This window comes from Luteolibacter sp. LG18 (genome assembly GCF_036322585.1).
Taxonomy (GTDB): domain Bacteria; phylum Verrucomicrobiota; class Verrucomicrobiia; order Verrucomicrobiales; family Akkermansiaceae; genus Luteolibacter.
The window spans coordinates 4,250,184-4,268,781 of sequence record NZ_AP024600.1 but is presented as its reverse complement, the minus strand read 5'-3'; the positions used below and the strand labels follow the sequence as shown (position 1 = coordinate 4,268,781).

Here is an 18,598-nt window from a genome sequence, read left to right as displayed (position 1 = left end):
TGGCGGCTTTCGAACCGCCACTCTTCGCGTCATTTCAACGTCATGAGATAGTTGAACAGATCCGCCGCTTGCTGCTCGTCCATGCCATCGAGCAGGCCCTCCGGCATCAGCGAGCGCTTCGAGACCACGTGCGACGCGATCTTCTTGCGTTCGATCACCCGCGGCTCGCCACCGATCGGGCGGAGGGTGACGGCATCCGTGGTCTCTTGAACGAGAAACCCGCTCGCCACCGTGCCGTCCATCAGCGTCAAATCGTGGCGGTAGTAGCCGCTCTCGAGCTGGGCGTTCGGATCAAGGACGTTCCGCAGCACGCCCTCCAGCCCCATGGCACCGACACCGCTGAGGTCCGGCCCGATCTGGGTCCCCTCCCCGCGTGCCTGATGGCAGATCATGCAGGTGTTCTGGAAGGTGCTCCGGCCAGCCGCCACATCTCCCTTGCGGGACACGATGGCCTTGAAGCGTTCGAACTTCGCCGCCTTGGCCGCCGCTTGTTCCGAGGTCAGGAGAGAGGGAAAATCCCGTGTCAGTGCGGTGGCCGCCGGAGGAACCAGTTTGCCCGGATCATCCCCCGACAAGCGGCAAACCAGTCCGGGCGGCTGAAGCCCGGTCATATTGGTCTGGTAGCTCGCGCGGATCTCATCGGCGGAACGGGCGGTGTCCCAAACACGGAACTCGTAATAGTCGGCACCACTGGCGGACGTGAGGGTGGTGCCACCGATGCGCAGCCCCTTCAGCGCGTCCTTGAGCGGCTTGCCCTTGTCCTGGTCGAGCTCACCATCGAGATAGATCTTCAGGCGGCCCTCCGCATCGCGGGTGACCGCGCAGTGCGTCCACAGGTTCGGCTCCACCTTGCGGTTCGCGATGATGTGGTCGCTGCCCGCGAACACCCGCAGGCGCGAGTCGTGGAAGTTCATCCCCGGGCCGTTGATCGCACCGAGCAGGCCGTCCTTGTTGTCGATACCCGGTGCGAGCCGGATCCACGTTTCAACCGTAAAGGGGCCATCGAGATCCACCGTGCGGTCGATTTGACCCGCCCCGGCGAGATGGATCACCCGGGCGAGCTGGGTGCCAGACTTGGCGAGCAGCTTGGCCACCGAGGGTTCCTGATCGCCAAGCACCAGGATCAGACGCTCGAACGCGCTGCCATCCAGCTCGCCGAACTTGCCAGCCGCCGCCGCTTCGGCGAATGCGGAAGCCTTCCCCTTCGTCGCGGTCAAGCCGTCGATGGCGATTGTCCGCAGGGCCCCTGGCAGGCCGCTCCATTTCTCCGCCAGCAGCGCCACCGCCTTTGGATCGTCGCCCCCTGCGATCGCCCCTACCGCCGCCCGCCGGACCGCTTCATCCGCGTGATCGAGGTATCCCACGAATGCCTCGATCCGGGTTGAACCCATTTCGCGCAACGCGGAAAGGATGGCCAGAAGCTCAGGAACGGATTTGTCGGGACCGAGCCACGTGGCGATCTCCGGCTCGAGATCCTTGAGGCGCAGAAGGCGTGCGAGCTGGAGCACCAGCGAGTGATCCCCGGGCTTCGGCTGCTCCAACAGGATCGCCCGACACGCCTTCGTCACTACCGTGGCGAGCGCGGGTTTTGTCAGCATCGCCGGCTCCAGCCGGGTCAGACCCAGCAGGAGCGGACCACGCTTCACCGAATCGGCGAGCAGGCGATCGAGGGCCGAGAGCACCTCCGGACGGTCGATCTGGCCGCCGAGCAACGCGAGTTCCTCGGCGTCCAGCGGACGCTTGATATTCGAAAGCTCCGCCACCAGCAGCGGCGCCGCCTGCTCGGGCGGCAGTGAAAGGATCGCCAACAGCCGGGCCTCGGGCGCAAGATCGTTCGTGGCCGACAGCATCTTCCGGGTTTCCTCCGGATGCAGCTCCATCGACCAACGCGCGAGATAGCGCTCGAAATGGCGGTCATAAGCGGCCCACATCGGCGACTCGATCGGTTCACGCCCCAATCGCGCCATCAGGGCCACCATCGGCACCGTCACCGACGGGTGATGGCGCACGGCATTCGCAAGCGCGGCCCGCACCCGGTAGTTTGGATCGTCCGCGGCCTTGCCGAAAACCGCCACGAAGTCCGAGGCCGGCAGCCCTTTCTCTCCGGCGATCCGCAGCGCCTCATGGCGGATCGATGGCTGATCATCAACGGCGAGCGTCCGGAACACCGCCACCTCCGGCAGGCCGTAGGCCTCCAGCGCATGCAGGGCGTCGAGACGACGGGGCAATGCCTCGCGGGCATCCACCGCCAAGGCGACGAGTTTGTCCTTCGCTGCCGCCGGTTTGGTTTCCGCCAACCGCTGCCAGGCCATCGCGGCGTTCAACGCGCCCGGACCACCCAATTGGCCCACGAGCTGTTCCGTCGACATCGCCGCGACATCGATCGGCTTCACCGGCTTCGCATCGGTCGGGCGGATGCGCCAGATGCGGCCGTGGGTCTTGTCGCGGTCGGGATGGCTTCGCGGCACCTCGTTGTGGGAGATGATCTTGTTATACCAGTCCGTGATGTAGAGGAATCCATCGGGACCGAACTTCACCGACACCGGCCGGAAGCATGGATCGTCGGAGACAAGGAAATCACGACGTTTGTAGTATTCCGGGTGCCGGTCGTCTCCATCCCGGCTCAACGACACCACCTGGATGCGGTTGGTGATCGGATTGGCGACATACACCACGTCCTCCCCACCGTAGTGCGACGCGAACCGGCTGCCTTCGTCGCCCGCCACCGCCAGCCCGCTCAGGCCCGTTCCTCCCATCTGAACACCGGGCGTGGATTCCGGGATGTAGGGTGCATAGGCCTTCAGTTTCTCACGTGAGCCGCCCTTGTAATGCGCACCCGGCTCAAGCTCCGCCACGGGCATGCCCATGTCATTCGCCTCCTGAACGAAGGTCTCCCCGGAGCGTGTCTGGACCAGGCCCCAGATGTTGTTGGGCCCGGCCGTCACCGCCTCGAAGTCCGAGCCATCGGCACGGAAGCGCCCCAGCTTGCAGGCGTTGAAACTCTTTTCCAGCGACCCATCGGCGAACGGCTTCCCCTCGGGACGGCGTACCTTCGACGCGTTGAAAAGTCCCTGCGCCACGTAGATCCAGCCGCCCGGCGCGCGCTCGAACTGGTGAGGCATCAAATGCGAGTCCTGGATGCCGAAACCCTCCAGCACCACGTCGAACTTATCCGCCTTCCCATCGCCATCACTGTCCACGTAATGGCGGATCTGGCTGCCGTGATGAACGAAGGCCCCCTTCCCTTCCAAATCGGGCATCAGTCCCAACGGAATCGCGAGACCATCCGCGAAGATCCGCGGCGTCTGCGGCAACGGGGCCGACGGATCATCGAACACCAGCACCCGGTCCTTGCCCGCCCGCGCGTAGAGCGCCTCGGCAGCCGCCTTGTTCTCGTTCCCATCGACCGGGTATTCGAGCGCCGTCATCGTCCACATCCGGCCATGCCCATCCCACGCCACCGTGATGGGCTTGCCCACCCCTTGCTCCTCGGATGCCACCAGTTCGGCGGTGAAACCTTCCGGCAAATGGAACTTCTTCCGCTCCTCCTCCGGGGAGAGCAAGGAAGATCCCGCCGCCACCGGAGCAGGCGGATCGACCGCAGCGGGCTTCCACGATGGTGCGCCGGGAGTATCCGGCAGTTCATCGACGATGACGTCCTTGCACTGCACAAGGCACTTTCCGCCCGAGTGCACCTGGAGGCCGATCACACCATCGAGCGGGATCTTCCCGTCCCGCTCGGTGTAGTCCAGCGCGGGCACGCCATTGATCCACGAACGGATGCGACGGCCTTCGCAAACGATGCGGTAGTCGTTCCACTCCCAATCCTTCACCGCGGCCTTCAGCGCCACCGGATCGATGGCCGACGCCAGTTTCGCATCGCGGCGGGCCTCATCGTAAAGGTCGCCCCAATAGCCGGTGCCCGCGTCCACCTGATAGCCCTTCATCGCGGACTTCCCCGGCTCGCGGATGCTGCGCACCTGCATGCCGGAGTTCATGAAGCCCTCTCCCTTGACCAGGAGGATTTTGAATTTCAGCTCGAAGTTCCGGTAGTCCTTCGAGGTGGAGAGGAAGAGGTTGGTGGTCGTCTTCTCTTCCAGCGATCCGCCGGTGATGGCACCGTCCTGGACACGCCACCATTTCTCCTCGCCCTTCGGCATCTCCCAGCCACCGAGGGTCTTGCCATCGAAGATCGGAACCGGAGCGGCCCACGCGCTTCCCATGGTCACCAGACAAAGGGCGGCAATCGTGTGTCGTTTCATCGCAGTGCCAGTTGGGCTTGGGTTTCGAAATCGAACACCACCACCCGGGCCAGCCGCGGCACGACCACCAGCTTCACCCGCTCGTGTTCGTCATGCGGCAGATAGGCATCGCGGGCCGAAGCGGTTTCAAACGTCATGATGAAGCCGTGGGTGAAGCCGTCGTTCAGGCCCTCCGCGCTTTCGTAGGAGCCGTGCTCCATTTCCAAAAGGCCGGGGATCTTTCCGACCATGCCTCTGATTTCGGAGAAGCACTCATCGATCTGGCCGGGAGTGACCTCCGGGCGGAACTGGAACATGCCGTAGTGTCTGACCATGGGAAACGTCGTGGTTTCGAAAGGATACGCGGAACACTACGCCCGATCCCATGGGATCGATCATCCACCGCATATCCAGAATCCACCTCAACGCCGCCCCATCAACTCCAAAAGTTTCTCCGCGCAGGCACGGGCGAAAACCGGGCTATTGAGAGTTTCCTCATAGGCCAGCACCGGTTTTTCCGCATGCGCGGCGATCGCCGAGAACAGCGCCTCATCCGCCACCGGATCGTGGAAAGGACCGCCTTTCTCGCTGATCACGCTCACCCCTTCTTTCGGCAGCAGGATCGCGGCCGGGGCGGTGTAGCGGTTGACCTTTTCCGCGAGAATGCGGCCGATCTCCGCACATTCCGCGGGCGAGGTCCGCATCAGGGTGACCTGTGGATTGTGGATATACAGGTTTCGGGACCTGTAGCGCTCCGGCACCGTCGCGGGCTCGCCGAAGTTCGCCATGTCCACGCAGCCCGGCACCACCACCGCGGGCACCTTCGCGAGTCCCGCCGCATCCAGGCGCTCCGGCCCCGCGCTCAGGGTCGCGCCCGTGACTTCATCCGCCCACTCGGTGGTGGTGATGTCCAGCGCACCCGAGACCATGCCGCTGGCGATGAGCGATTCCATCGCCCGGCCGCCGGTGCCGGTGGCATGGAACACGAGCACCTCGTAGCCCGCCTCCTCGATGATCCGCTTCGCCTCGTTCACGCAGGCGGTGCTGTTTCCGAACATGCTGGCGACCACGATTGGCTTCGAAACCTCGTCGTCCACCTTGGCCTCGACCATCCCGCAAATCGCGCCCGCGGCCCGCGCGAACACCATCCGCGAAACACGGTTCAGGCCCGCCACGTCCACGATCGCCGGCATCATCGCGATGTCCTTCGTGCCGAGATAGTGCGCCGTGTTCCCGCTCGCGAGTGTCGACACCATCAGCTTCGGGAAACCAAGCGGCAACGCCCGCATCGCGGCGGTGGCGAGCGCGGTGCCACCTCCCCCGCCCAGCGAGACCACGCCTTGGATGCGGCCCTCGCGGGCCAGCTTCTCCAACAGCACCGGCGCGGCCTTCGACATCGCCACCACGCATTCGCCGCGGTCATGCCGCGCGAGAACCTCGGACAGATCCACACCGGCCGCCGCCGCGACCTCGTCACGCGTGATGTCCGGCACCACCACCGGCGCCTCGCCGGTCCCCACATCGATCAACACGGCCTCATGACCGCGCTGGCGGATCAGATCCGCGACATGGGCGTGTTCCAGCCCTTTCGAGTCCAGTGTCCCGAGAACCGCAATGGTGGCCATGGTGGGAAAATCAGTGGAGGCGCTTGACCGGGATCGACTTGAACTCGCGGGTCAGGTTGGTGAGCGAACTCTCCACCGCCATGCGTTCGAGGCTCGATGCCCCCACGAAGCCCACGCAATCGGTGTGCTCGTTGATATACGCGGCATCGGACGGCGTGTTGATGGGACCGCCGTGGCTGAGGAAGAGAATGTCGTTCCGCACCGTACGGGCGGCGTCGATGATCCCCTGCGTGCGGCGCGCGGCGTCGTCCAGCGAAATGGTCGCGTCCACCACGCCGATCGAACCACCCACGGTGGTGCCGACATGGGCGATGATCGCGTCGGCACCCGCCTCCGCCATAGCCTTCGCCTCCTCGGGGGAATCCACGTAGACGATGCTGAAAAGGTCCATCCGGCGGGCCAGCGCCACCATTTCGAACTCCTTCTTCACGCTCATCCCGGTTTCCTCGAGGATCTGGCGGAACTTGCCATCGACGATGCAGTGGGTCGGGAAATTGTTCACGCCGCTGAAGCCCATGTCCTTCACCTTGCCGAGCCAGTGCCACATCCGGCGGCGTGGGTCGGTGGCGTGCACGCCACAGATCACCGGGATCTCGTCGACCACCGGCAGCACCTCGTATTCACCGATCTCCATCGCCACGGCATTGGCGTCGCCATAGGCCATCAGGCCGGCGGTGGAACCATGGCCGGCCATACGGAAACGGCCGCTGTTGTAAACGATGATGAGGTCGGCCCCGCCCTTCTCGATGAACTTCGCGCTGATCCCGGTTCCGGCACCGGCGGCGATGATGGGTTGGCCTTTCGACAGCGTGTCGTGCAGGCGTTCGAGCACCTCGGTGCGGGTGTAGGGATTTCCGGTTCCGGTCCAGGGATTGGGCATGATCGTGGGAGGCTGGGGTGGACAGATCGCCCACCGCACCCGCGTTTTAACATGAAATCGCCGTTGGCTCCCCACATTTGAATATCGGGAATCAACTTTTTCACCTCGAAGCAGGCCCGCCCTGCTACTAGGCTGACCGAACCCGGCTTTTCCCCTGATGCCCATGAACGACCGCGCGCCCCAACCGGGAAAACCGCAGGACATCCAGATCCTGGGAGAAAAAACGCGCTACGTGGTGGTCCGGGCGGAGGCCGCCGATACCCGCGGCTGGCTCCAGCCGGGATCCGTGTGTGATCTACTGTCCCAGCACCACATCTCCCACGCCGGCATCATGCTGGCCGAGCCGCCGTTCAAGATCACCCGTGTGGACCTCTCCGGCACCTTCCTGCTGTCCTGTTTCGAGGGTGAGGGCGAGGTACTGGCCGATGGCGGATGGAAGCGCATCAAGGCCGGGCAAACCTGCCTCCAGCCCCCGTTCGTATTGAACTCGCTGCGCTGCGTGCCGGGAAAACACTGGCACTTCGCCTGGGTCCGCTACCGCGAATCCCGCGAAGCCGCCCCGATCGTCTCCGCCCTGTCCCCGCTCACCGGCGCACAAGACCCCATCCCGCTGCGGGCGGCGGTCGAGGGCCTCCATGCCGAATCCTCGGGCGACCGCAGCCTCGCCGCCCTGCACCACTGGTGCGAACTGATCCACCACCATGTCCTGCGCTTCGCCCAGCCCCATCAGCCGGACAGCCGCCTGTGGCGCCTGTGGCAACGGGTCGAGGCCGATCTTTCGCGGCCATGGACACTCGGTCAACTCGCCGCCATCACCTGTGTCAGCGAGGAGCACCTCCGCCGGATCTGCCGCAAGGAGATCGGCCGCAGCCCGATGCAGCACCTCACTTTCCTACGGCTCCAGCGCGCCCGGCTGCTGCTGTGTGCGACCGACGACAAGGTCGAAACAATCGCGCACGCGGTGGGGTTCGAGAGCGCGTTCAGCTTCTCGAACACCTTCAAGAAATGGATCGGCTGGCGACCGTCCGAATACCGCGTCTCTCAGCGCCCCTGATCAACCGAAACCACCGCTGATGTAGGTCTCGGTGCGCGGGACCTTCGGTGCCTGGAAAATCTGGCGGGTTTCGCCGTATTCGATCAGCTCGCCGAGGTAGAAGAACGCTGTCTTGTCGGAGCAACGGCTGGCCTGGGCCAGGTTGTGGGTCACGATGACGATCGTGTAGTCCTGCTTCATCTGCATCAGCAGCTCCTCCACCTTCAGCGTGGAAAGCGGGTCGAGTGCCGAGCACGGCTCGTCCATCAGGATGATGTCCGGCTTCACCGCGATCGTGCGGGCGATGCACAGGCGCTGCTGCTGGCCACCGGAAAGACCGAAGGCGCTCTGCTTGAGACGGTCTTTCACATCGTCCCACAGCGCCACCACCTTCAGGCAGTGCTCCACGGTATCGTCGATCGTGCTGCGGCTCTTTTCGCCGTGGATCCGAAGACCGTAGGCGATGTTGTCGTAGATCGATTTCGGGAACGGGTTCCACTTCTGGAACACCATGCCGACCTTGCGGCGCAGCATCTGGAGATCGAGATCCGGGCGGGAAATGTCGATCCCGCCGATGCGGATCGTGCCACCGGTGATGTTCGCGATCGGAATGCGGTCGTTGATCCGGTTCAGGCAGCGCAGGAGGGTCGACTTGCCGCAGCCGGAGGGCCCGATGAAGGCCGTGATCTGGCCGGCCGGAATGGTGAGGCTGATGTCGTGGAGAACCTGCTTCGCGCCGTAGTTGAAGCGCAAGTTCTCGATCTCGATGGCGGGCACGGCCGCAGCCTCGGTTGGGGAAAGGTCGCTTACCATTTGAGTTTCGAGCGCACGCGGTTGCGAAGAACGACGGAAGCCGCCGAGAACAGGAAGATCATGAGCAGGAACACGAACACCGAGCCGAACTGCGCCCGTTCCGTGTATTCGGAGGTCGGGATGCGCGCGGCCAGCGTGTAGATGTGATACGGCAGCGCCTGCACCTGCCCGGAAAACAGGGCGAGGGGGCTCTTGATACCTTCCCAGGGCAGGTCGTCCTTCGCGGCCACCGCCGCGGTGAACATGATCGGCGCGGTCTCACCGGCGGCACGCGCCAGCGACAGCACCGAGGAGGTCAGGATGCCCGGCAGGGCGAAGGGCAGCACGCACTTGCGGATCGTGTGCCAGCGGGTGGCCCCGAGCGCCAGCGAGGCCTCGCGGAAACCCTGCGGCACCGCCTTCAGCGATTCCTCGGAGGCGGTGATGATCACCGGCAGGATCATGCAGGCCAGAGTGGCCGCACCCGCGATCAGCGAGGAGCCCCAGCCTTCGAAGCTCAGGTGGGTGAAACCCAGCGGGATCGCCAGCAGCGTACGGTCGGACGGCGTGTCCGTGAACACCGGCGCGGCCAACACGAACACCGCGAAACCGAACAGGCCGAAGACGATCGACGGCACGCCCGCGAGGTTGAGGATAGCGAGGCGGACCCAGCCGATGAAGCGGCCCTGCTTCGCGTATTCGCTCAGGTAGATCGCCGCGCAAACGCCGAAGAACAGCGCCATCGCCACGCTCAGCAGCGTGAGCAACGCGGTGCCGACGATCGGACCGGCGATGCCGCCGCCGGAGTAGGCGAACGTCTGTTCATTGAAGACGGCCCCTTCCCCATGCTCGCCAGTCCAGCGGTGGAACTCGGACGCGGGAAGCTGGTGGCGGTTGCCCTCGGCATCGTCGAAGATGTGGAGCGTTTCCGTCTTCTGGGTGAGGAAGGCGATGTCCACGAAGGGAGCCTCCTTCTTGAAGAAGACCGGCGCGCCGTCCACGATCATGCGGCCGAAGATCAGCAGCGCGATGGCGATGATCGCCCAGGTGATGCCACCGAGGAAGGCCTTCACCGCTCCTTCGGCGATGCCGTTGCGATGGATGCCGCGACGGATGAGTTGTTCGGGATTCTTCATCGATGCTTCAGTGGTGGCCGATACGGAAACGCTTCAGGAGGCGCTGGGCGCTCCAGTTGATCAGGAGGACGATCACGAAAAGCAGGATGCCCACCACGAACAGCGCGCGGTAGTGGACGCTGCCGAAGGGCACTTCGCCCAGCTCCTGGGCGATGATGCCGGTGAGCGTGTGGGCCGGCTGGAAGAACGCCCCCAAGCCGTCGGTGAAATCGGGCACCTGGATGCGGTTGCCCGCCACCAGCAACACCACCATGGTCTCGCCGATCACGCGGCCGAGGCCGAGCAGCACGGCCGCCAGGATGCCGGAAATGGCCGCGGGCACCGTCACGCGGAAGATCGTTTGCAGTTTTGAAGCTCCGAGCGCGTCGGACGCCTCGGAGAACGCGGACGGCACGTTGTTGATCGCGTCCTCGGACAGCGTGAAGATCGTCGGGATGGCCATCAGGCCGAGCAGGCAGCCGGCGGTGAACATGTTCAGGCGCTGCTGGATCGGGAATCCCGGGATCCACGAGAACGAATCGTGCATCGAGGTTTCCTGGAGCCACGTGCCGAGCACCGCGATGCCGACGAAGCCGAGCACCACCGAGGGAATCGCCTGCAGGAACTCGATCGTAGGTTTCACGAACTTCTGCTGGCGCGGACCCGCGAGCTGGTTGGTGTAGATCGCGGCACCCACCCCAAGCGGGATGGCGAGCGTGAGGGCGATGAGCGAGATCATCAGCGAGCCCACGAACAGGGGCACGATGCCGTAGAAATCCTGCCAGCCACCACCGGTGATCCATTCCCGACCGCTGATGAAACCCCAGATCGTCGTGCCGAGGCTCACTGGAGCATCGCCGCTCCAGGCTTCCAGCTTCGGCACGGTGTCGGCGGCTTCCTTGGCCATCTCCGGGGCGGCCTTGCGGAAGGCGGAAAGGTAGTGCGACGCCTTTTCATCGCTCAACTGCGCGGGCAACTGCTGGAGCACCTGGTTGAGTCCATTGGACATCGCGGCATTCGCATCCTTGAACTCCGGCAGGCGGGCCAGCACCGGCTCCAGCGACACCTTGAAATCCACGGTCGGGGTCGTCACCGCCGCGGCGGCCTCGCTTTCGAGCTGCGCCCGGGCCTCCGGAGTCTTCGCCTTGGCGGCAGCCTCCAGCAGGGTCGCCCGCTTTTCGGTCTCGATCTCGTTGAGGGTCGCCGCCTCGCGGGTTGCCTTCACGGTGTCGGAAATCTCGGACACCAACCCGTCCAGCGCGGAGGAGGAATCCTGGTAGCCATTGATCGTTTCGCGGAACGCCGCGTAGGGAGCCGCAGCCTCGGCCTGCTTGGTGGCCAGCGCGCCTTGGAGTTCCACGGCGAAGGCGGGATCGTCCTTGGAAAGCGGATCACGGGCCTTCAATTGGTCGAGCAGCGTCTTCTGCTCGGCTGCGGAGAGATGCGGTGCCTTCGGAAGGCCTTCGCCTGCCTTTCCGGCGAGGGCGTTTTCAAGCTGCGACTGGTATTTCGCGGTGAGCTTGGCGAGCAGTTCCGGCGGCGGAGCGGGCTTCGGCTTCGGCTCCTCGCCTTCCACCGGTTCACCATCGGCGGGGGCGGAAATGCGGAGCAGGGCGTCACGGGCCGGGGTCACCGATTCGCCGATGTAGTTCACCAGCGCGGTGGCCTCCTGCGAGCGGAGCATTTCCTTGCGGCAGGCGGAATTGACCTGCGCGTAGTAGGCCCGGTTGAGCAGCGAAACCATCTGCTCCTGGGCGGTCAGGTCCTTGCGGGCGATATCGACGAATTCGAGCCCCGAACGGCGGTAGACCTGGAGTTCCTGGCGGTATTTCGGGAAGAACCCGACACCCTCGCGCAGGAGGAAAACAATGATGAGGATCAGGATGATGATCGTCAGTGCCGCGTTGCCGCCGAAGAACGCCTTGATCAGGCCTTCGGTGCTGCGGCCCTTGAATCGGAAGGGATGACCGGCGGGGACTGGGCTGGGCTTGGTGGATTCCGACATGCTCGGGCTGGGCAGGCAAACGTGGCTAACGGGAGCGGAAAAGGCAATCCCGGCGGAAACGTTCCGCCGGGATTGGAGATGGGTGAGCGCGGAAGCGCCCGGATTACTTCACCGGCACGAAGCCAACGCGGGTCGCGATGCCCTGGCCTTCCTTGCTGGTGGCGAACTCGACGAACTCCTTGGTGAGGGCGTCGGCGTTCTCCGGCACGTAGAGGTAGCAGGAGCGGGAGTAGGCATACTTGGTCGCGTTGGCGGCCACCGGCTGCACGCCGTCGATGGCGATGTCCGTCACACCGGCGGTCTTCGAGTAGGCGAGGCCGACGTAGCCGACACCGTTCTTGTTCTTGGCCACTTCCTGGGCGATCTGCTCGTTACCGGCCATCTTCTGGGAGCTGGACGGGTAGTTACGGCCACCCATGGCGAGGGTCTGCCAGTCCTTGTAGGTACCGGAGGAGGTGTTGCGGGTGTAGATCGAGATCGGGCCCGGGGTGCCGCCGACTTCGCTCCAGTCCTTCACCTGGCCGGTGAAGATCTTGGCGACCTGGTCCTTGGTGAGGGCCTTGATCGGGTTGGCCTTGTTGGTGATCACCACGATCATGTCGTGGCAGGCTTCCACTTCATTGAGCTTGATGCCCTTGGCGCGGGCGGCGGTGATTTCATCCGGCTTGGCCTTGCGGGAAGACATGCCGATGTGGGCGGTGCCATTGGCAAGCGCCGGGAACGCGGTCGAGGAACCTTCGGCGGCGATTTCGAACTTCACGCCGGAATGCTTCGACTTGAAGCTTTCGGCCCACTGCGGGACCAGCTTGGCGCCGAGGGTGTCGGAGCCCTTCAAGCTGATGGTCTGCGCGCCAGCGGTGGCGGAGAGGATGGCTCCGGCGAGGAGGCCGATGGTGGTGCGGATGGTGGTTCTCATGAATCGAATGTGTGGATTGGCGCCGCGGTTGGCGCACGACGGATGGATGCCCGTTCCCGGACCGGAACGTCGATGGATGCCGTGTGACAAAGTCGTCACTTTTGGAACCACCCCGTCACACGACATGCTTCCGCGCCGAATTCGCTTTCCTTTCCCCTGTAAGGATTGGAGCGCCTTCCAGGGGTAATTTCCAATTGTGACACCATCGTCACAATTGGGAGCTACCCATGTGACGGGTTCGTCGCGTGAACTCCCGCCGTCGCCAGCGACTCATCCCGCCGACGGCCAACCGACCATCCATGAAACAGCAATCCAAGACCCTGAAGACCGCCGCCCTCCTCTGCGGCCTCTCCTCCGTCGCCCTCGCCGGTGAACCGCCCGCCCAGACGGCTCCCGCCTCCAGCGGAGACTCGATGTTCTCCGACTTCAACTTCTGCTCCTGGCTCGCCAACAAGCCCGGAACGGTCTACAAGGACGCTGGCAACCCCTACCTCAGCGAGGTGAACTTCTTCGGCCGCTTCCACTACAACGCGGCCTACGTGGATGGCTCCGGCACCAACGGCAAGGACTGGAACGAGGCTTACACCGACGTCCGCCGCTTCCGCTTCGGCACCAAGATCGGCTTCCTCAACTATTTCACTCTCAAGGCCGTCGCCAACTTCGTGGATGACCAGCGCGTCAACGGCAGCGCCCTCGCTGGCTCCCGCGAACTGAACTGGGGCTACCAGGACTTCGACGAAGCCACCCTCACCTTCGACGCCAAGAAGGCGTTCGCGATCGACGAACTCGACAAGCTCGACCTCATCTATGGCCGCTTCAAGTGGCACGGTGGCCTGGAAGCCCGCACTTCCTCCAACGAGATCCTCACCGTCGAGCGCTCCGCCCTCTCCAACAAGCTGTATGACAGCGCCCGTCCGACCGGTTTCGCCGTCAATGCCGTGAAGGGCCCGTGGAACGCCACCGTCGGCATCTACAGCTCGGACGGCCGCGAGGTCGAAGCCGACGTCGGTGACTCCATCGGCAACCGCTTCAACAACGAGTTCATCGGTGGCTGGGGCGACGCGCTGATGTACAATACCGAGGTGATCTACTCCGCCACGGAAGACCTCCGTTTCGGCTTCGAGTTCCTCTACAACGGTGCCAACAAGTCCACCAACTCGATCGCGGGCATGGACGACAACCTGCTTCCCTACAAGTGGGCCACCACCCTCTCCGCCGAATACACCTTCGCCAGCAACGCCGGCGTCAACGTGGAAGGCTTCTACGGCGACAACGGCAACATCGACCAGCACAAGACCGCCGGCCAGTATGACCGCCGCGGCACCTTCGGCGGCGTGGTCGTGACCCCCTACTACTGGATCGTCCCGGCCAAGCTCCAGCTCGTCGGTCAGTACATGTATGCCGCCTCCGAGGACGCCCAAGGCATCCGCAGCAACAGCCGCTATTTCCGCGCCTCCGACGGTGGCTCGGTCAACAGCGGCCGCGGCGACGAGCTCCAGTCCGTCTACGGCGGCCTGAACTGGCTCATCTGCGGTGACAACCTCAAGATCCAGGCCGGTGTGCAGTATGAAACGCTGAACACCAACGCCGGCGACGGCAATGCCGACGCGGTCACCTACCTCTTCGGGTTCCGCACCTTCTTTTGATTTCGGTTTTCAATTCGGTTAGTTGAACATCATGGAAGCGCCGGTTTCGCAAGAAACCGGCGCTTTTCTTTTCCCGACAAGAACATAGGCCTCCCCCACCCTCACCCAGCCAAATCGGAGGGCCACCATTCCGGACGCAAAAAGACCCCGCCCTTTTCGAGCGGGGTCTTTGAATCAAACGGTTTCAGGCGGAAAACGGGGCGTCACTGACCGCCGTTGCGCTGCTTCTGGCGCTCCTCCATCTGCTTCTTGAGCTGCTCCTGCTGTTGCTGGGCGCGCTCTTGGGCGGCTTGGCGGGCTTCCTCCATCTGGCGCTGGCGTTCCTGCTGTTGCTGACGCATCTGCTCCTGCTGCTGTTGAGCGCGTTCCTGGGCCGCCTGGCGGGCCTGCTCCTGCTGTTGCTGGGCGCGTTCCTGAGCTGCCTGGCGGGCTTGCTCCTGCTGCTGACGGAGACGATCCTGCTGTTGCTGTTGAGCCCGTTCCTGAGCGGCTTGGCGAGCCTGCTCCTGAGCCTGCTGTTGTTGCTGCTGGGCCCGCTCCTGCATCTGGCGCTGGCGATCGTCCTGCTGCTGCTTCAGGCGTTCCTGTTGCTGCTGGCGCTGCTCTTCAAGCTGCTTCTGCCGGTCTTCCTGCTGCTGGCGCAGTTTTTCCTGCTGTTGCTGGCGGGCCTGCTCCATCTGCTGCTGGCGGGCGTTCTGTTCCTGCTCCTTCTGGCGCTGCTGTTGCTGCTCCTTCATGCGGTCGGCGGCTTCCTGACGACGCTTCTCAGCCTCGTCCTTCGCCTGCTCCTGCTTCTGGCGGAGTTCTTCCTGGCGCTTGGCAAGATCGGCCTGACGCTCCTCCTGCTGCTGTTTGAGGCGCTCCTGCATGTTGCCCGCCTGGTTGCCGCCGTCGTTGCGACCCGGCTGTCCTTGCTGCCCCTGCTGGCGTTGCTGTTGAGCTTCCTTCAGACGGTCGGCGGCTTCCTGACGACGTTTCTCGGCGTCGTCCTTCGCCTGCTCTTGTTTATCGCGGAGATCCTGCTGACGCTTGGCAAGGTCAGCCTGACGCTCCTCCTGCTGCTGCTTGAGGCGCTCCTGCATGTTGCCCGCCTGGTTGCCGCCGTCGTTACGATCCGGCTGTCCCTGCTGACGCTGCTGTTGCGCTTCCTTCAGGCGGTCGGAGGCTTCCTGGCGACGCTTCTCGGCGTCGTCTTTTGCCTGCTGCTGGCGGTCACGCAGATCCTGCTGGCGCTGGTTCAGGTCCTCGCGGCCCTGCCCCTGCTTGTCGCGCATCTCCTGCTGACGCTTGGCGAGATCGTCCTTGGCCTGCCCCTGCTTGTCGCGGAGGTCCTGCTGACGCTTGAGCATCTCCTCCCGCGCCTGCTGTTGGCGGTCCTGGATCTCCTTCTGGCGCTCCTGGAACACCACCTTGGACTTCTCCTGGGCCTCCTTGCGGTTCTGCTCAAGCACGGCGAGGCGCTGTTTCTGAAGCTCCTGCTGGCCACCGAGTTTCTGGATAGCTTCCTGCGCCTTGCGCTGGCGGTCCTCACGGGCTTCGCGGAAACGCTCTGCCACATCCTGTTTCAGCGCCACCGGACGATCGATCTGGACGTCGTTCCAGCGTTCCTTGATGCGGTTCGGCCGCAGGCCGTCGTTCCAATTCGCGTTGACGGTCGGCGCGAAGAAATTGAGGCGGTTGCCATCGGCCCGGGCATTGAAGTTGCCGCTGCGCCGATTCGGATCGTAGCGATCGAGATTCAGCTCATAGAACGGAATCGGGCGGTCGAGGCGTCGATTGATATCGCGCCAGCTCGGGCCACCGATGTTGAACTGGTTGTTGACGTAGGTGATGTTCGTGCAGTTCCGGCTGCGCCCCCACCACATCTGGTTCTGGCTCAGGGGATAGCAATACGAGCGCAGCGGCCTGCCGAAATCCCGGATCGCACAGAAGGTGAACCAGCCCACCCCGATGCTCAGGTCCACCTCCACCGAGGTGCCCCAGCCATGGCGGCGATAGCCCATGCTTTCCGGCGGCAGCGGGGCCCAGCCCATGCAATCGTCACCGGAACGCCAGGTCACCCACGACGGAGCCCACTCGTCACCCGGCACCCACACCCAGCCGCGGCCACGGCACAGCGCCCAGCGACCATAGTGGTAGGTTGCCCAACCGAAGGGCTCATCGGACATCCAAGTCCAGCCACGATTGCTGCACGCCCAGCGGCCGCGGGTGTAGGGACGCCAGGAGGAATCCTGGATCACCACAGTCGGCTGATACACATAGCCGTAATCGGGCGTTTCAAACCACGATCCGTCGCCATTGGAGCCGAGCTGGTCGTAAAAGACGTTGTAATCGGACACCGGCGCCTCGTTCGGCAGATCCGGCGTAGGGTCGAGCTCGGGGATCGGCTCGCGGCCGGCCAGATCCATTTCGCGGTCGTTGAGAAGCTGTTCGCGGGACCCCAGGCCCGACTCGCGCTCGTCGAGGTTGGCTTCCTTCTTGGCGAGATCGGCCTCGCGCTGCTGCAGCCGCTGTGCTTCCGCGGATTGGGCGTCAAGATTGCGGCGTTCGAGGTCGGCCTTCGCTTCCTCGATCTTCTGACGCTCCGCATCGAGGGCGGCGCGCTCGGCATCCAGCTTCTGCAATTCAAGCTGGCTCTTCAGGTCCGCTTCGCGGTCGCGGGATTCCTGGAGCTGCCGGTCGAGATCCGCACGGGACTGGTCACCCGTGGACGATTTGTCGCACCCGGTGACCGTCAGGACTGCCAGGGTGGCGAGGGAAAACAAACGTTTTGGTTTCATGGGATTTGGGCGGTGTGCCTTCTTTGACGAATGACATGGGTGCGCATATTCATCAAACTTTTCACGTTGCAATCTGTCCGTCGAAAAACGGTGGAAAGACCGACTGAATTCGGTTGCCAGCGGCACGACGAGCGGTAGCATTCCACCAACTGCTGTGTGCGTCCGCTCTGGCAAGCGTGCCCGAACCGATGCTATAAACACGGGGACATTACTCCGGTCAATCAGGTCACGCCTTTACAGGACGACCAACCAACACCGGACGTCCCCACCTAGTGGGCTCCTGGAACGTGGCTCACCTCGCCTGGACGGCACAGCGGTTATTTTTTCTTCTTCCCGGTCTCCGGGAACTGCGATCGGATTTTTCCTCCCGGTCGCTTCCTCAAAACCAAAAAAGCGGGACCGGTGTTTACCCGTCCCGCTTGGAGGAAAGCCGTCGTTCTTAGAACGAATAGAGAACGCCGAACGACACCACGAAGGCGGAATCAAACGACAATTCGGCCTGCGAGCCACCGGCACTGATCTCGAAGGACTCCATGTACTGGTAACGACCGGAACCTTGGAGCGCCCACTTCTCGTTCAGCTGGTAAATCCCGCTGAGCCCGACATAGAGGCCCGGCAGGAAGCTGGTGTCCGAACCGCTGCCGCGGCTGACCTGGGTGCCCAGCACACCGAGCGAGGTGGACGAAAGGTAGTCGTAGGAACCGGAGGCCACCGCGAGGCTCACTCCCGCTTCCAAGGTGACGTCGAAATGATCCGTCACCGGGATCTGGAAATACGGACCGAAGTTCGCGATGAAGAGATCCGATTCCAGATCGCGGGTGCCACTCACGATCGCTTGGCCGTTGGACGTGGTGGTGCGGGTCGGATTGTCATCGAGCACCACTCCCCACCCGCTGAAGGAACCGGAATACGGCGCTCCCGCCGGCGACGAACCGCCGAGGCCGAACGTATCCGTGGTCGTCACCGCGCTGGCGGAAAGGAAGTCGTGGTTGCCGACTTCCACGCGACCATACTGAAAGCCCCCGCGGAGACCCCAAGTGGATTTCCGAGCCGACACCGTGGCCCACTCGATCGGGCCGAGATCCCGGTAGGCCATGAGCTCGAAGCCCTGGGCACCGTTCCGTTCCTCCGCGCTCGCGTTGGACTGGCTGTTGGTGATCGAGAAACTGATCGAACCGTCTCCGGCCGGGTTGTACTGGCTGTTGTTCTGATACCCCCAGTTCCACGTTCCCCCGCTGTTCGGACCGCTCGAATCGACGTGGACAAAGCCATCATCGTAGTCGCGGTTCTGTCCGCCCCCCAGCGGCTGCGGAGTGAAGGGGCTGTTGAACCGGCCCAGGCCTGAGAACGTGGTTTTCAGGCCTAGGAACGGCGCGTAGCTGGCCCCCACCCGCCACGGCGACGGGGCGGACGGCACGGAGATGTTCGCGGCCGCCTTCGAATCGTCCGGGGCGGGATCACGCAAATCACCACCGCGTGCCATGACCGGCACGGCAACCAGAGCGGCGAGCATCATCAGGGAAGAACGGGAATTCATGGATCGGATCGGGGGTCGGTTTCGACGT

The 18,598-nt window shown here is 64.0% G+C and carries 12 protein-coding genes; 2 read left to right on the top strand and 10 right to left on the bottom strand.

What is annotated here, in order from left to right; all coding sequences use genetic code 11:
* Positions 1 to 29 precede the first annotated feature (29 nt).
* The 4 genes from llg_RS16790 to llg_RS16775 form a co-directional block, all read right to left on the bottom strand.
* Positions 30 to 4,262, bottom strand: coding sequence for a PVC-type heme-binding CxxCH protein (locus llg_RS16790; protein WP_338285903.1), 4,233 nt, complete (start codon positions 4,260 to 4,262; stop codon positions 30 to 32).
* Positions 4,259 to 4,576, bottom strand: a complete 318-nt coding sequence (locus llg_RS16785) for a Dabb family protein (RefSeq protein ID WP_338285902.1) — start codon at positions 4,574 to 4,576, stop codon at positions 4,259 to 4,261. The genes llg_RS16790 and llg_RS16785 overlap by 4 nt, the downstream gene beginning before the upstream one ends.
* Before the next feature lie 87 nt (positions 4,577 to 4,663).
* Entirely contained in the window at positions 4,664 to 5,866 is a 1,203-nt protein-coding gene (locus llg_RS16780; protein WP_338285900.1) for a Tm-1-like ATP-binding domain-containing protein, read from the bottom strand.
* Between the two features lie 10 nt (positions 5,867 to 5,876).
* On the bottom strand, positions 5,877 to 6,746 hold the full coding sequence (locus llg_RS16775) for a phosphoenolpyruvate hydrolase family protein (RefSeq protein ID WP_338285898.1): 870 nt from the start codon (positions 6,744 to 6,746) through the stop codon (positions 5,877 to 5,879).
* Positions 6,747 to 6,909: 163 nt separating this feature from the next.
* Here llg_RS16775 and llg_RS16770 point away from each other — a divergent pair, with 163 nt between their 5' ends.
* A complete protein-coding gene (locus llg_RS16770; protein ID WP_338285897.1) occupies positions 6,910 to 7,800 on the top strand; it encodes an AraC family transcriptional regulator in 891 nt (296 codons plus the stop codon).
* On the opposite strand, the gene pstB is transcribed toward llg_RS16770, so the two are convergent.
* The 4 genes from pstB to llg_RS16750 form a co-directional block, all read right to left on the bottom strand.
* Positions 7,801 to 8,592: a phosphate ABC transporter ATP-binding protein PstB gene (gene pstB, locus llg_RS16765; protein ID WP_345789179.1), complete on the bottom strand. Its 792-nt coding sequence runs from the start codon at positions 8,590 to 8,592 to the stop codon at positions 7,801 to 7,803. It abuts the gene before it with no gap.
* Entirely contained in the window at positions 8,586 to 9,707 is a 1,122-nt protein-coding gene (gene pstA / locus llg_RS16760; RefSeq protein ID WP_338285895.1) for a phosphate ABC transporter permease PstA, read from the bottom strand. Before pstA ends, pstB begins: the two co-directional genes overlap by 7 nt.
* A 7-nt stretch (positions 9,708 to 9,714) precedes the next feature.
* On the bottom strand, positions 9,715 to 11,691 hold the full coding sequence (pstC, locus tag llg_RS16755) for a phosphate ABC transporter permease subunit PstC (protein WP_338285893.1): 1,977 nt from the start codon (positions 11,689 to 11,691) through the stop codon (positions 9,715 to 9,717).
* A 103-nt stretch (positions 11,692 to 11,794) separates the two neighbouring features.
* Positions 11,795 to 12,607, bottom strand: coding sequence for a PstS family phosphate ABC transporter substrate-binding protein (locus llg_RS16750; RefSeq protein ID WP_338285892.1), 813 nt, complete (start codon positions 12,605 to 12,607; stop codon positions 11,795 to 11,797).
* A gap of 299 nt (positions 12,608 to 12,906) precedes the next feature.
* On the opposite strand from llg_RS16750, the gene llg_RS16745 reads away from it, so the two are divergent.
* Positions 12,907 to 14,253, top strand: coding sequence for a porin (locus llg_RS16745; RefSeq protein ID WP_338285891.1), 1,347 nt, complete (start codon positions 12,907 to 12,909; stop codon positions 14,251 to 14,253).
* A gap of 203 nt (positions 14,254 to 14,456) precedes the next feature.
* On the opposite strand, the gene llg_RS16740 is transcribed toward llg_RS16745, so the two are convergent.
* Together llg_RS16740 and llg_RS16735 are read right to left on the bottom strand one after the other, a co-directional pair.
* On the bottom strand, positions 14,457 to 17,033 hold the full coding sequence (locus llg_RS16740) for a DUF6600 domain-containing protein (RefSeq protein WP_338285890.1): 2,577 nt from the start codon (positions 17,031 to 17,033) through the stop codon (positions 14,457 to 14,459).
* Between the two features lie 439 nt (positions 17,034 to 17,472).
* The gene (locus llg_RS16735) at positions 17,473 to 18,570 is read right to left on the bottom strand and encodes a hypothetical protein (protein ID WP_338285889.1); all 1,098 of its coding nucleotides are present in this window, start codon (positions 18,568 to 18,570) and stop codon (positions 17,473 to 17,475) included.
* Positions 18,571 to 18,598: the final 28 nt, after the last annotated feature.